The 13835-nt window shown below is 66.3% G+C and carries 12 protein-coding genes; 2 read left to right on the plus strand and 10 right to left on the minus strand.

Features of this window, described 5'->3' with window-relative positions:
• The 9 genes from G3N96_RS22650 to G3N96_RS22690 form a co-directional block, all read right to left on the minus strand.
• The coding region (locus G3N96_RS22650; RefSeq protein ID WP_206138541.1) for an FmdB family zinc ribbon protein at nt 1–261 on the minus strand (261 nt) is incomplete at its 3' end.
• Nucleotides 262–356: 95 nt separating this feature from the next.
• The gene (locus G3N96_RS22655; protein ID WP_206138522.1) at nt 357–983 is read right to left on the minus strand and encodes an SAM-dependent methyltransferase; all 627 of its coding nucleotides are present in this window, start codon (nt 981–983) and stop codon (nt 357–359) included.
• Between the two features lie 17 nt (nt 984–1000).
• Nucleotides 1001–2578, minus strand: a complete 1578-nt coding sequence (gene ubiB / locus G3N96_RS22660; protein WP_089456904.1) for a ubiquinone biosynthesis regulatory protein kinase UbiB — start codon at nt 2576–2578, stop codon at nt 1001–1003.
• 13 nt (nt 2579–2591) lie between these two features.
• On the minus strand, nt 2592–3218 hold the full coding sequence (locus tag G3N96_RS22665) for an SCP2 sterol-binding domain-containing protein (RefSeq protein WP_069248831.1): 627 nt from the start codon (nt 3216–3218) through the stop codon (nt 2592–2594).
• A gap of 163 nt (nt 3219–3381) precedes the next feature.
• Entirely contained in the window at nt 3382–4416 is a 1035-nt protein-coding gene (locus G3N96_RS22670) for a TIM44-like domain-containing protein (protein WP_011353162.1), read from the minus strand.
• Between the two features lie 41 nt (nt 4417–4457).
• On the minus strand, nt 4458–5189 hold the full coding sequence (ubiE, locus tag G3N96_RS22675; RefSeq protein ID WP_124580724.1) for a bifunctional demethylmenaquinone methyltransferase/2-methoxy-6-polyprenyl-1,4-benzoquinol methylase UbiE: 732 nt from the start codon (nt 5187–5189) through the stop codon (nt 4458–4460).
• A 53-nt stretch (nt 5190–5242) separates the two neighbouring features.
• Entirely contained in the window at nt 5243–5656 is a 414-nt protein-coding gene (locus G3N96_RS22680) for a DUF971 domain-containing protein (RefSeq protein ID WP_206138523.1), read from the minus strand.
• On the minus strand, nt 5653–6096 hold the full coding sequence (locus G3N96_RS22685) for an HIT family protein (RefSeq protein WP_059465769.1): 444 nt from the start codon (nt 6094–6096) through the stop codon (nt 5653–5655). The genes G3N96_RS22680 and G3N96_RS22685 overlap by 4 nt, the downstream gene beginning before the upstream one ends.
• An 85-nt stretch (nt 6097–6181) precedes the next feature.
• Nucleotides 6182–10207 (minus strand): DUF3683 domain-containing protein, encoded by a 4026-nt coding sequence (locus G3N96_RS22690; protein ID WP_206138524.1) that lies wholly within the window; start codon nt 10205–10207, stop codon nt 6182–6184.
• Nucleotides 10208–10782: 575 nt separating this feature from the next.
• Here G3N96_RS22690 and ilvA point away from each other — a divergent pair.
• Together ilvA and queF are read left to right on the plus strand one after the other, a co-directional pair.
• Nucleotides 10783–12306 carry a threonine ammonia-lyase, biosynthetic gene (ilvA, locus tag G3N96_RS22695; RefSeq protein ID WP_206138525.1) on the plus strand — a complete coding sequence of 508 codons (1524 nt, stop codon included), beginning with the start codon at nt 10783–10785 and terminating at the stop codon, nt 12304–12306.
• A gap of 11 nt (nt 12307–12317) precedes the next feature.
• A complete protein-coding gene (gene queF / locus G3N96_RS22700) occupies nt 12318–13142 on the plus strand; it encodes an NADPH-dependent 7-cyano-7-deazaguanine reductase QueF (protein ID WP_206138526.1) in 825 nt (274 codons plus the stop codon).
• A gap of 127 nt (nt 13143–13269) precedes the next feature.
• Here queF and G3N96_RS22705 read toward each other — a convergent pair whose 3' ends face one another.
• Nucleotides 13270–13689 (minus strand): VOC family protein, encoded by a 420-nt coding sequence (locus tag G3N96_RS22705; RefSeq protein WP_206138527.1) that lies wholly within the window; start codon nt 13687–13689, stop codon nt 13270–13272.
• Nucleotides 13690–13835 lie beyond the last annotated feature (146 nt).

The following is a 13835-nucleotide window of genomic DNA, read 5'->3' on the forward strand; positions in this document are numbered from 1 at the left end:
CGCGGCGGGCGCGGCCTCCGTCGCCGCAGCCGGGGCTGCGTCGCCCGACGCCGTCGCCGGTGCGCTGGTGCCGCCCGAACCGCCACGGAAATCGGTGACATACCAACCCGAACCCTTCAGCTGGAAGCCCGCGGCAGTGACCTGCTTGCGAAATGCATCCTTCCCGCATTCCGGGCACTGCGACAGCGGCGCGTCGCTCATCTTCTGGAGCACGTCCTTCGCGAAACCACACGCTTCGCATCGATAGGCGTAGATCGGCATGATATTTTTCCCGCGGAAACTGGAAACGGCTTGCAAAACCTTGAATTATAGCCGAAACCCCGCAGCGCTCCGGCAATGGCCGCGACGCCCGCGCATCAGCGGCGGCGCCACGTGAGCCAGCGCTCGTTCCCTTCGAACACGGGCAGCGAATCGGTCACGGGCAAATCCTCGATCAGCTCGAAGTGCGGCGCGAGCAGCGCATCGAGTTCGGCACGCTCGATTCCGAACGGCGGCCCCTTCGGTTTCGCCATCAGGAAGAAATAGCCGGCCAGCAATCCGTCAGCAGGCAGCAGCTCGGCCATGCGCGCCGCATAGCCGGCACGCATGGCCGGCGGCAGCGCGCACAGGAACGCACGCTCGTACACCCACTGCACGTCGAACGGCGGCCGGTACGCAAAGAAATCGGCCTGCTCGACGACGCCCGCATGTGCGCCGAGCCGCGCCTTCGCGGCCACCACCGCCTGCGCGGCGAAATCGATCGCACGCACGGGCCAGCCGGCGTCGGCCAGCCACCCGGCTTCCTGCGCACTGCCGCAGCCGGGAATCAGCACCGCGCACGGCTCGAGCCGGTGCGCGAACACGCTGAAACCCTCGGGCACGCCGGCGAATTCCCACGGCGTCACGCCACGCTCGAAACGCTCGTCCCAGAACGAAGCGTCGCCGGGATCGCGCGTCGTGAAATCGGCGGCTGACGGTGTAGCGGATTGCTTCGGATCGGACATCGCCCTGCTCCTTTCGGTCATGTGCCGTACGTGAGCGCCAGCAGCACACGCGCGACGAGCGCCCCGACGCCGACCGCCAGGCCGAAGATCAGCAGCGCCTGCATCAGCCGGTTCGTCCGCTTCTGCTCGATGAGGATCTGGCGCATCAGGTCTTCGCTCGCGGCACGCGGCGCGTCATGGCGCGCAGCCATCGCGTGATGGATCAGGCGCGGCAGTTGCGGCAGCGTCTTGCTCCACTGCGGCGCCTCGACCTTGAAGCGCTCGTACCAGCCGCGCAGGCCGATCTGCTCGGTCATCCAGCGCTCGAGGTAAGGCTTCGCGGTCTTCCACAGGTCGAGCTCAGGGTCGAGCGAACGGCCGAGGCCCTCGACGTTCAGCATCGTCTTCTGCAGCAGCACGAGCTGCGGCTGGATCTCGACGTTGAAGCGGCGCGACGTCGAGAACAGCCGCATCAGCACCTGACCCAGCGAGATGTCCTTCAGCGCGCGGTCGAAATACGGCTCGCACACCGCGCGGATCGCGCTTTCGAGTTCCTCGACGCGCGTTTCGGGCGGTACCCAGCCCGACTCGAGGTGAAGCGTCGCGACGCGGTGGTAGTCACGCTTGAAGAACGCGAGGAAGTTCTGCGCGAGGTAGTTCTTGTCGAAATCGGACAGCGCGCCGACGATCCCGAAATCGAGCGCGACGTAGCGGCCGAACGTGTTCGGATCGAGGCTCACCTGGATGTTGCCCGGGTGCATGTCCGCGTGGAAGAAGCCGTCGCGGAACACCTGCGTGAAGAAAATCTCGACGCCTTCGCGCGCGAGCTTCTTGATGTCGACGCCGGCCGAACGCAGCGTCTCGACCTGGCTGATCGGCACGCCGGTCATGCGCTCCATCACGAGCACCTGCGACGTCGAGAAATCCCAGAACATCTCGGGCACGAGCAGCAGGTCGAGGCCCGCGAAGTTGCGGCGCAGCTGGCTGCCGTTGGCGGCCTCGCGCATCAGGTCGAGCTCGTCGTGCAGGTACTTGTCGAATTCGGCGACGACCTCGCGCGGCTTCAGGCGCCGGCCGTCGGCCCACATGCGCTCGGTCCAGATCGCGATGTCGCGCATCAGCGCGAGGTCGGAATCGATCACGGACAGCATGTTCGGGCGCAGCACCTTGACGGCGACGGCCTTGCCCGCGTGCTGGCCCTGCTTGAGCTTCGCGAAATGCACCTGCGCGATCGACGCGCTCGCGACCGGCTCGCGCTCGAATTCGTCGAACAGCTCGTCGACCGGCGCACCGAGCGACTTCTCGATGATCCCGATCGCGACCGCCGAATCGAACGGCGGCACCTGGTCCTGCAGCTTCGCGAGTTCGTTCGCGAAATCGACCGACAGCAAATCGCGGCGCGTCGACAGCACCTGGCCGAACTTCACGAAGATCGGGCCGAGGCTTTCGAGCGCGTGACGCAGCCGCACGGCAGGCGGATCGGAATAGCGGCGGCCGATCGTCGTGATCCGCAACAGCAGCTTCACGCGCCGGTCGTCGATCCGGGACAGCATCACTTCGTCGAGACCAAAGCGGATGACGGTGTAGACAATCTTGATGAAACGGAAAATGCGCATGCCCTGCGGCCCCTCAGTGCGCGCCGCGCGGGCCGGAACCCGTGCGCGCGCCGATTTTTTGTTCGAGTCGCTCGACCCGCTTTTCGACCCGTGCGAGCGCATCGCGTGCGCGCGCCAGTTCGGCATCGAAGCCGCCAAGCGATGCGCGCCGGACGACTTGCGGGTTCTCGTCGAGCCAGTATTCGGCGACGGAATCGAGCACGTTGCGGCCGGTGCGTCGCGCGCGCGCGCCGGCGTCGCGCACGACCGTCGCGATCCGGTATGCCGCCGCGTCGCCGACCAGCTTCGCGAGATCTTCTTCAGGTTCCCAGCGCAGATGCTCGGCCAGCTTCGCGATCTGCGTGGCGAACTCGGCGTCGCCCTCGATCTTCACGTGCTTCATCACGGCCGCCTGGCCGCCCTGCAGGAACGCGGCGACCGTGTCGCCGGCAAGCGCGATCGACACGTCGACCTGTTGCGCATCGTGCGCGTCGACGGCCGACAGATATCCGTCGGGCTGCACCAGCAGCGTCAGCGTAACCGGGGGCACGTCGATCCGGGCAGTCTTGCCCGAATAGGGAATCAGGCGGTCGCGCGCCCACGATTCGCGGGCGAGCAGGTGATTGACAGCAGCAGCAAAAGGCTTGGCGGCAAAGGTCATCGGGCTGGGAAAGAAAAAACCCGCGCAGGCCGGGCGCCCACGCGGGTTTCTATTGTAACGTCGGATCGTCGGCAGACCGTGCCTGACCGCACACCCGGGCGGCAAGCGGTCGCAGTGCGGCGGCCGTTGCCCGGGTGCCGGCGGCGCGGGCCGCCGGGCACGCTCAGTGCGTGTTGATCTGCTGGATGCCCGCGAGCAGCCAGCCCTGACTGCCCGACTTCGACAGGTTCCACACCTCGTCGAACGGCGCGGCCGACGCGTTCGCCGATTCGCGGATCAGGCCGTGGAAGCGCACGCTCGCCGACTGCTCGATGCCGCGATCCTCGATCGCGACCAGTTCCGCGTCGAGCTGCACGACGTCGGTCTGGTTCGACTCGTTGCCGCGCGAATCGAGGTCGATCTTGATCTCGGCGAACATTTCCGGCGTCGTGAACTCGCGGATGTCGGCCAGATTGCCCTGGTCCCACGCGGCCTGAAGGCGCACGAAATAGACTTTCGAGCTGCGCAGGAACGCTTCGGTGTCGAAGCCGGCCGGCACCTGGAGCGGTGCTGCCGCGGCAGCCGCTGCCGCGCCGGTCGCCGCGGCACCGCCGCCGAACACGCCTTGCGCTTCGTTCGCGTAGCTGCTGCCGCTACCCGCATAGTTGCTGCCGGTGCCGCCCTGCTGGAACGACGGGCTTTGCGAATAGCCGCCCGACGACGACGCCGAGCCGCCGACCGAGTAGGCCGGCTCCTGCGGACGACGGCGGTTCATGAACTTGCGGATCAGCCAGATGCCGACCGCCGCGAGCAGCGCGATCACGATGACGTTCGCCATCATGCTCGCGAATGCGCCGCCCAGGCCGAAGTGGGACAGCAGCGCCGCGATACCGAGACCGGCCGCGAGGCCGGCGATCGGCCCGAGCCAGCGCGAGCGGTTGGGCTGCGCAGCCGGTGCGGGGGCGGCCGGATTCGCACGCTGCGCCTGCGACGGCGCAGCCTGCTGCATCGGCTGCTGCGCGGGCGGCGTGGCCTGGCGCTGCGTGACGGTGGAGTTCTGGCGGCCGATGCTGCGCCCGCCGCCCATGCGCTTGGCTTCGGCGTCGAGCGATGCGAACGTGCCGGCCGTGAGCAGGCCGACCATCAGCAGCGTGCCGACCCGTCGAGCCCACGGCTTCGACGGCTTGCTACGGTTGAACAACGAACGCGATTCGAACATCAGCTTCTCCGAATGTAAGACAAATGTATGGAAAGAGCCCCTTAGTACTTGGCTCCCATGTGTAAAGCTACCACGCCACCTGACAAATTGTAATATTTGACGGCATCGAGGCCCGCTTGTTCCATCATCGTCTTCAGCGTGTCCTGATCGGGGTGCATTCGAATAGATTCGGCAAGATACCTGTAACTTTCAGCATCTTTCGCGAACTTGTCGCCAAGCCACGGTAATACTTTGAAAGAATACAGATCGTACGCTTTTTTCAGCGGATCCCAGACTTTCGAGAATTCCAGCACCATCACGCGGCCGCCGGGCTTCGTCACACGGCGCATCTCGGCCAGCGCGGCATCCTTGTGCGTCATGTTGCGCAGCCCGAACGCGACCGTGACCACATCGAAGTAGTTGTCCGGAAAGGGAATTTTCTCCGCGTCGCACAGCAGCGACGGCGTCACGATGCCCTTGTCGAGCAGCCGGTCGCGGCCGACGCGCAGCATCGATTCGTTGATGTCCGTGTGCCAGACCTCGCCCGTCGGCCCGGCCGCCTTCGCGAACGCCCGGGTCAGGTCGCCGGTACCGGCCGCCAGGTCGAGCACCTTGAAGCCGGGGCGCACGTTCGCCTGCGCGATCGTGAACGCCTTCCACGCGCGGTGCATGCCCGCCGACATCAGGTCGTTCATCAGATCGTAGTTGCTCGCGACCGAATGGAACACACCCGCCACTTTCTTCGCTTTTTCGTTTTCCTCGACGCTTTCGAAGCCGAAGTGGGTTTTGCTCATCGCGTTGATCCTCAGTAAATGGCAAGACGGCGCCGAGCGGGCGCCGTCGAATTTCAGTGGCAGTGGCCGTGCGACGCGTTCGCCGCCAGCATCGGGGCATCGCGCTCGACGCCCGCCGCCTTCAGTTTGTCGAAATAGTCGCGCCACAGCGCATCCTGCTGCGTGGCCAGCTCGTACAGCAGGTCCCACGAGTAGATGCCGGTCGAATGGCCGTCGGAAAACGTCGGCTGCAGCGCGTAGTGGCCGACGCCCTCGAGCGCGGTGATCGTCACTTCGCGCTTGCCCGTCTGCAGCGTCTCCTGGCCGGGCCCGTGGCCGCGCACCTCGGCCGACGGCGAATACACGCGCATCAGCTCGAACGGAATCCGGAAACTGTCGCCGTTCGGGTACTGCAATTCGAGCACGCGCGATACCGCGTGCACGACGACGCCGGACGGAATCGGCGTCGTGGAAGTCAAACCGCTCATGGCTGCCTCGAATCGGTCATGCGTTGAATTTCCTCGCGCACCGCATTGTGCAGCAGCGAGGCCTGCGCTGCGCGCGAGCGCAGCAGCGCCTCGGACACGCTGCGCTGGCGCGGCGCCCATACGGGCTGCGGGAAGTGTGCGTCGTTGGAAAAGCGCGGGATCACGTGCCAATGCACGTGCGGCACCATGTTGCCGAGGCTCGCGAGATTCACCTTGTTCGGCTGCATCACGCGACGCACGGCCCGCTCGACCGCGTAGACCACGCGCATCAGATGAGCCCGCTCGGGTTCGCCGAGATCGGAGAATTCCGCGACGTGCGCGCCCCAGATCACCCGGCAGAAGCCCGGATACTCGTGCTCGCCCGTCGCGAGGACGACACGCAGCGCATCGTCCTGCCAGAGCACTTCGCCGCCGTCTTCACGGCAAAACACGCATTCCATCGTCGCTCCCATGTGGACGGGCGCCGGCATTACCGCGCCGGCGCCCGCTCATTCCCGGCCCGGTCGGGCGGTCGTCATGTCCGCATTAGACCAGCACGCGCTCGATCCCGCCATTGTTCGCACGTGCGACATAATCGGCCATCCAGTTCTCGCCGAGCACCTGGCGCGCGATTTCGACCACGATGTAGTCGGCTTCGAGGTTCGCGTCCTCGCTGTAGCGCGACAGGCCCTGCAGGCACGACGGGCAGCTCGTCAGGATCTTCACGTCGGGGCCGTTCGCAGCCGCGGCGGCCGGCGCCGGCGCGTTGCCGGCCACGACCGGGATGCTGCGCAGCTTCGCGGCACCCTTGCGGATCTCCTCTTCCTTGCGGAAGCGGACCTGCGTCGACACGTCCGGGCGCGTGACCGCGAGCGTGCCCGATTCGCCGCAGCAGCGCTCGTTCTTCTCGATCTTGTAGCCGTCCTTCTCGGCGCCCATCAGCTCGTTGACGAGCTTCACCGGGTCCATCGTCTTGATCGGCGTGTGGCACGGGTCGTGATACATGTAGCGCGTGCCCGTCACGCCATCGAGCTTCATCCCCTTCTCGAGCAGGAACTCGTGGATGTCGATGATCCGGCAGCCCGGGAAGATCTTGTCGAATTCGTAGCCCGCGAGCTGGTCGTAGCAGGTACCGCACGACACGACCACCGTCTTGATGTCGAGGTAGTTCAGCGTGTTCGCGACCCGGTGGAACAGCACGCGGTTGTCGGTGACGATCTTCTCGGCCTTGTCGTACTGGCCCGAGCCGCGCTGCGGATAGCCGCAGCACAGGTAGCCAGGCGGCAACACCGTCTGCACGCCGGCTTCCCACAGCATCGCCTGCGTGGCCAGGCCAACCTGCGAGAACAGGCGCTCGGAGCCGCAGCCCGGGAAGTAGAACACCGCTTCCGAATCGACGGTGGTCGATTTCGGATTGCGGATGATCGGCACGATCTTGTTGTCCTCGATGTCGAGCAGCGCGCGCGCCGTCTTCTTCGGCAGGTTGCCCGGCATCTTCTTGTTGACGAAGTGGATCACCTGCTCGACCACGGGCGGCTTGCCGACCGTCGCCGGCGGGTGCTGCGTCTGCTTCGTCACGACCTTCTTCAGCATGTCGTTCGCGAAGCGCTGCACCTTGTAGCCGGCGCCCATCATCACGCTGCGCGCGACGTTGATCGTCTGCGGGTTGGTCGCGTTCAGGAAGAACATGCCCGCCGCATTGCCGGCGTTGAACTTCTTCTTGCCCATCTTGCGCAGCAGGTTGCGCATGTTCATCGTGACGTCGCCGAAGTCGATCTTCACCGGGCACGGCGTCGCGCACTTGTGGCACACCGTGCAGTGGTCGGCCACGTCGTTGAACTCGTCCCAGTGCTTGATCGACACGCCGCGGCGCGTCTGTTCCTCGTACAGGAACGCCTCGACCAGCAACGACGTCGCGAGGATCTTGTTGCGCGGGCTGTACAGCAGATTCGCGCGCGGCACGTGCGTCGCGCACACCGGCTTGCACTTGCCGCAGCGCAGGCAGTCCTTCACCGAATCGGCGATCGCGCCGATGTCGGACTGCTTCATGATCAGCGACTCGTACCCCATCAGCCCGAAGCTCGGCGTATAGGCGTTGCGCAGATCGGCGCCTTCGAGCAGCTTGCCCTTGTTGAAGCGGCCGTTCGGGTCGACGCGCTGCTTGTACGCGCGGAATTCGGCGATCTCGTCGTCGGTCAGGAACTCGAGCTTCGTGATGCCGATACCGTGCTCGCCGGAAATCACGCCGTCGAGCGAACGCGCGAGCGTCATGATGCGCGCGACCGCCGCGTGGGCGTCCTGCAGCATCTCGTAGTTGTCGGAGTTGACCGGCAGGTTGGTGTGGACGTTGCCGTCGCCCGCGTGCATGTGCAGCGCGACGAACACGCGGCCGCGCAGCACCTGCTTGTGGATCGCCTGCGCCTCGTCGAGGATCTGCTTGAACGCGCCGCCGTTGAAGATCGCGCGCAGCTCGGCGCGGATCTCCTGCTTCCACGAGATGCGGACCGTGCGGTCCTGCGTGATGTGGAACACGGTCGCGCCGGGCTGATCGTCCGCGCGATCGGCGAACTTCTCGGCAAGCGCCTCGTAACCGAGCTGCACGAGGTAGTGCTGCGCCTCGCGCAGCGGCTGGTCGAGCCGGTCGCGCACGAATTCCCAGCGGGCGCGCACGCGCTTGAGCAGCTCCAGCGCCTGCTGGACCCGGTCTTCGAGCAGTTCGGCGCTCGGGATCTCGTTCGCGTCGTCGGTCTTGCCGAGCGGCAGATTGCCGGCGCGGAAAAACGCTTCCAGCGCGTCGACGAGCTGCAGCTTGTTCTTCAGCGACAGCTCGATGTTGATCCGCTCGATGCCGTCGGTGTACTCACCCATCCGGTTCAACGGGATCACGACGTCTTCGTTGATCTTGAACGCGTTCGTGTGCTTCGCGATCGCGGCCGTGCGGCTGCGGTCGAGCCAGAAGCGCTTGCGCGCCTCCGCGCTGACCGCGACGAAGCCTTCGCCGCTCTTGCCGTTCGCCATCCGGATCACCTCGGACGTGGCGTGCGCGACCGCATCGGCATCGTCGCCGACGATATCGCCGATCAGCACCATCTTGGGGAAGGCATTGCGCTTGCTCTTGGTCGCGTAGCCGACCGCGCGCAGGTAGCGCTCGTCGAGGTGCTCGAGGCCCGCGAGAATCGCGCCGCCCTGCTTCGACGTTTCGAACAGGTAATCCTTGATCTCGACGATGCTCGGAATCGCCTCGCACGCCTGGCCGAAGAATTCGAGACAGACGGTGCGCGTGTGCGCGGGCATCTTGTGCAGCACCCAGCGCGCGGACGTGATGAGCCCGTCGCAGCCTTCCTTCTGCACGCCCGGCAGGCCGGCGAGGAACTTGTCGGTCACGTCCTTGCCGAGCCCTTCCTTGCGGAACCGGCGGCCTTCGATCTCGAGCATTTCGGTGCGCAGCAGCTTCTCGCCCGGCGCATACGCGCCGTCGAACCACTTCAGCTCGAAACGCGCGACCGCGATGTCGTGGATCTTGCCCTGGTTGTGCTCGTGGCGCGTGACTTCGAGCCAGTTGCCGTCCGGATCGACCATCCGCCACCAGGCCAGGTTGTCGAGCGCGGTGCCCCACAGCACGGCCTTCTTGCCGCCCGCGTTCATCGCGACGTTGCCGCCGATGCACGATGCGTCGAGCGAGGTCGGATCGACCGCGAACACGTAGCCGGCCGCTTCCGCCGCCTCGGTCACGCGGCGCGTGACGACGCCCGCGCCGGAGAAGATCGTCGGCACCTTGTGCGCGACACCCGGCAATTCGGTCAGCTCGACCGCGCCGAGCTGTTCGAGCTTTTCGGTGTTGATGACGGCGGAGAACGGCGTGAGCGGCACCGCGCCGCCCGTGTAGCCGGTACCGCCGCCGCGCGGGATCACGGTCAGGCCGAGCTCGAAGCAGGCCTTGATGAGGCCGGCGATCTCGGCTTCGCTATCGGGGGTCAGCACGACGAACGGGTATTCGACACGCCAGTCGGTCGCGTCGGTCACGTGCGACACGCGCGACAGCCCGTCGAAACGGATGTTGTCCTTCTGCGTGCAGCGGCCGAGCGCCTTGGTCGCGCGGCGGCGCAGGTCGGCCATCTTCTCGAATTCGTCGGCGAACTCGTTGACCGCCCGCTGCGCGGCGGTTTCGAGCATCTCGACGCGCGATGCGCGCTCGCGGCCCGCGTCGTCGCGGTGCTCGGTGAGGTCCGCGCTGCGGCGCTTGCCGATTTCGGTGAGGCGGTGGTTCAGCGCCTCGATCAGCAGCGCGCGGCGCTTCGGGTTGTCGAGCAGGTCGTCCTGCAGGTACGGGTTGCGGCGCACGACCCAGATGTCGCCGAGCACTTCATACAGCATCCGTGCCGAGCGGCCCGTACGGCGCTCGGCGCGCAGTTCGTCGAGCACCGACCACGCCTCTTCGCCGAGCAGGCGGATCACGATCTCGCGATCAGAGAAGGACGTGTAGTTGTAGGGAATCTCGCGCAAGCGGGGCGCGGGGTCGGCGGCGACGGCGCTGGCCGCGCCATGCGGATCGAAAACTTGTGGTGCGTTCATGTTCGGACGACTCGGAGGGCCGATACACCGTGCACGGGCGTCGGCAAGCGCGTGGGCGCAATCTTGGGGAAATCTGTTCTGTTACCAGGCGCGCGGCTGTCCTTCATGGGGCCGAAGCGGGCGACTCGCCCCTCCTGGCCGGCGACAGGGCCTGGCGGCACTCGGAACGATCAGCACGATCGCGCGCGGCGCGCATGCCGTTCGGCCGCGGGGCTGGCTGCGCGCGGCGTCGGCTTCAACGGTGCGATCCGAGGGTGCCTCTGCATCTTCCGATCCTTGATTCAAAACGGAATTCTAACCCATGATCGGGCCACGCGTGACACGTCGGACAGGTCGTGGGGCTATCCCCGCGAGCCGCGCCAGGCCTGGCTCGGCGCGATTTCGCGCGATCATTCGCCGTCCGTCCGGTCGGTAACCGTGCGGTTAAGCCGGTAAAAAAGGCGGCGCGCGCTCGCCGACGCCCCGCCCGCACGGCCCCGCGAGCAACCGCTCGGCATGCCGCTTGCGTGCAGGCAGACCCTTGGCGCTATCATTGATCCTTTACCGTCTGCTTTCCGCACTGCACGCGAGCGCCCATGGCATCCCACGATTACCTGAAGAAAATCCTCACCGCGCGCGTCTACGACGTCGCGATCGAGACGGAACTCGAATCCGCCCGCAACCTGTCGGCCCGCCTGCGCAACGCCGTCTACCTGAAGCGCGAGGACAACCAGCCGGTGTTCTCGTTCAAGCTGCGCGGCGCGTACAACAAGATGGCGCACATTCCGGCGGAAGCACTCGCGCGCGGCGTGATTACGGCGTCGGCCGGCAACCACGCGCAGGGTGTCGCGTTCTCGGCGGCCCGGATGGGTGTCAAGGCCGTGATCGTCGTGCCCGTCACGACGCCGCAGGTGAAGGTCGATGCGGTGCGTGCGCACGGCGGCCCGAGCGTCGAGGTGATCCAGGCCGGCGAGTCGTACAGCGACGCGTATGCACACGCGGTCAAGGTGCAGGAAGAGCGCGGCCTCACGTTCGTCCACCCGTTCGACGATCCGTACGTGATCGCCGGCCAGGGCACGATCGCGATGGAAATCCTGCGCCAGCACCAGGGCCCGATCCACGCGATCTTCGTGCCGATCGGCGGCGGCGGGCTCGCGTCCGGCGTCGCGGCCTACGTGAAGGCGGTGCGCCCGGAGATCAAGGTGATCGGCGTGCAGGCCGAGGATTCGTGCGCGATGGTGCAGTCGCTGGAAGCCGGCAAGCGTGTCGAGCTGAGCGAGGTCGGCCTGTTCGCGGACGGCACCGCCGTGAAGCTGGTCGGCGAGGAAACCTTCCGGCTCTGCAGCGAATACCTCGACGGCGTCGTGACGGTGAACACCGACGCACTGTGCGCGGCGATCAAGGACGTCTTCCAGGATACGCGCAGCGTGCTGGAGCCGTCCGGCGCGCTCGCGGTCGCGGGCGCGAAGCTCTACGCGGAACGCGAAGGCATCGAGAACCAGACGCTCGTCGCGGTCACGTCCGGCGCGAACATGAACTTCGACCGGATGCGCTTCGTCGCCGAGCGCGCGGAAGTGGGTGAAGCGCGCGAAGCCGTGTTCGCGGTCACGATCCCCGAGGAGCGCGGCAGCTTCAAGCGCTTCTGTTCGCTCGTCGGCGACCGCAACGTCACCGAGTTCAATTACCGGATCGCCGATGCGCAGGCCGCGCACATCTTCGTCGGCGTGCAGATCAAGCGCCGCGGCGAATCGGCCGAGATCGCCGCGAACTTCGAATCGCACGGCTTCAAGAGCGTCGACCTGACGCACGACGAGCTGTCGAAGGAACACATCCGCTACATGGTGGGCGGCCGTTCGCCGCTCGCGCTCGACGAGCGCCTGTTCCGCTTCGAATTCCCGGAACGGCCGGGCGCGCTGATGAAGTTCCTGTCGTCGATGGCGCCGGACTGGAACATCAGCCTGTTCCACTATCGCAACCAGGGCGCGGACTACAGCTCGATCCTCGTCGGGCTGCAGGTGCCGCAGGCGGATCGCGCCGAATTCGAACGCTTCCTCGCGGCACTCGGCTATCCGTATGTCGAGGAGAGCGCCAACCCGGCTTACTGCCTCTTCCTGTCGTAAAGGCGTCACGCATGAATCCCGAACATTCCCCGCTCGGCAAGGCCACCGTCTACGCCGCCCAGTACGACGCGTCGCTGCTGTTCCCGATCCCGCGCGCCGGCGCGCGCGAGCAGCTCGGCATCACGTCGGCGCTGCCGTTCTTCGGCACCGACATCTGGAACGCCTACGAGCTGTCGTGGCTCAACGCGCGCGGCAAGCCGCAGATCGCGGTGGCGACGTTCTACGTGCCGGCCGAATCGCCGAACATCGTCGAATCGAAGTCGTTCAAGCTGTATCTCGGCTCGTTCGCGCAGACGACGTTCGACTCGATCGACGCGGTGCGCGATACGCTGAAGCGCGACGTGTCGGCCGCGTGCGGCGCGACCGTGTCCGTGCAGCTCGTGTCTCCGCACGATTTCGGCAAGCTCGAGATGGACGAGCTCGACGGGCTGTCGCTCGACCGGCTCGACCTCGACACCGACGTGTACGAACCCGATCCGTCGCTGCTGTCGGCCGCTGAAGACGAAGCGCCGGTCGAGGAAACGCTCGTGTCCGACCTGCTGCGCTCGAACTGCCCGGTCACCGGCCAGCCCGACTGGGGCAGCGTGCAGATCCACTATGTCGGGCCGCAAATCGATCACGCGGGCCTGCTGCGCTACATCATCTCGTTCCGCAATCACACGGGCTTTCACGAACAGTGCGTCGAGCGGATCTTCCTCGACATCCTGCACGCATGCAAACCGGTGAAGCTCGCGGTGTATGCGCGCTATACGCGCCGCGGGGGGCTCGACATCAATCCGTTCCGCACCAACTACAACCAGCCGATGCCGGATAACGCGCGTAATGCGCGGCAGTGACGGCGGCGGGTAGCCGCCGCGGTGAGCCGTCGGCAACGCGCGGCGACGACCCCAGACAAAACAGCCCGGCCGGGTTCAACCGGTCGGGCTGTTTTTCATTGCGCGGAGCAGCGCGGCCGGCCTGCGGTCACCTGCTCGCCGGCCGCTCCGGCAGGATCTCCACCAGGCGCAACAGGTAGCCGTCGGGATCCTGCACCAGCATCTCGACCTGGCCATGCTCGATCTCGTCTTCCCGATACCAGGACGTGCGCGGCTCGACGAACAGCGTCACGCCCGCGGCGCGAATCCTGTCGACGATGGGATCGAGCGCATCGACCTCGATCTGAAAATTGATCCCGCGCCCGAACGGCGGCTCCAGCGGGCCGGTCACCCAGCTCTCAGGGCTGTGCTGTTCGAGCATCAGTTGAGCGCCCCCGATCTCGAGATAGGCGAACCCGTCTTCCGGACGCTCGAAGCGAATCCGGAATCCGAGCACGTCGCGATAGAAGCGAACGCTTCCGGCAAGGTCCGAGCAGATCAGCTCCGGCACCAGCGCAGCCCATTCCATGCATGTCCTCCCCATAAGGTCATGCGGCACATTACATGAACGGACGGGATGCGTTGCGGCGGTTGTGGCCTCGGAGGCGCCATTGGCCAGTCGACCGGTGCCCTGCACATGAAAAACGGGTCCGGCGCACATGAATGCGCCGGGCC

Origin of the sequence: Burkholderia sp. Se-20373, assembly GCF_017104705.1 — a bacterium.
Taxonomy (GTDB): Bacteria; Pseudomonadota; Gammaproteobacteria; order Burkholderiales; family Burkholderiaceae; genus Burkholderia.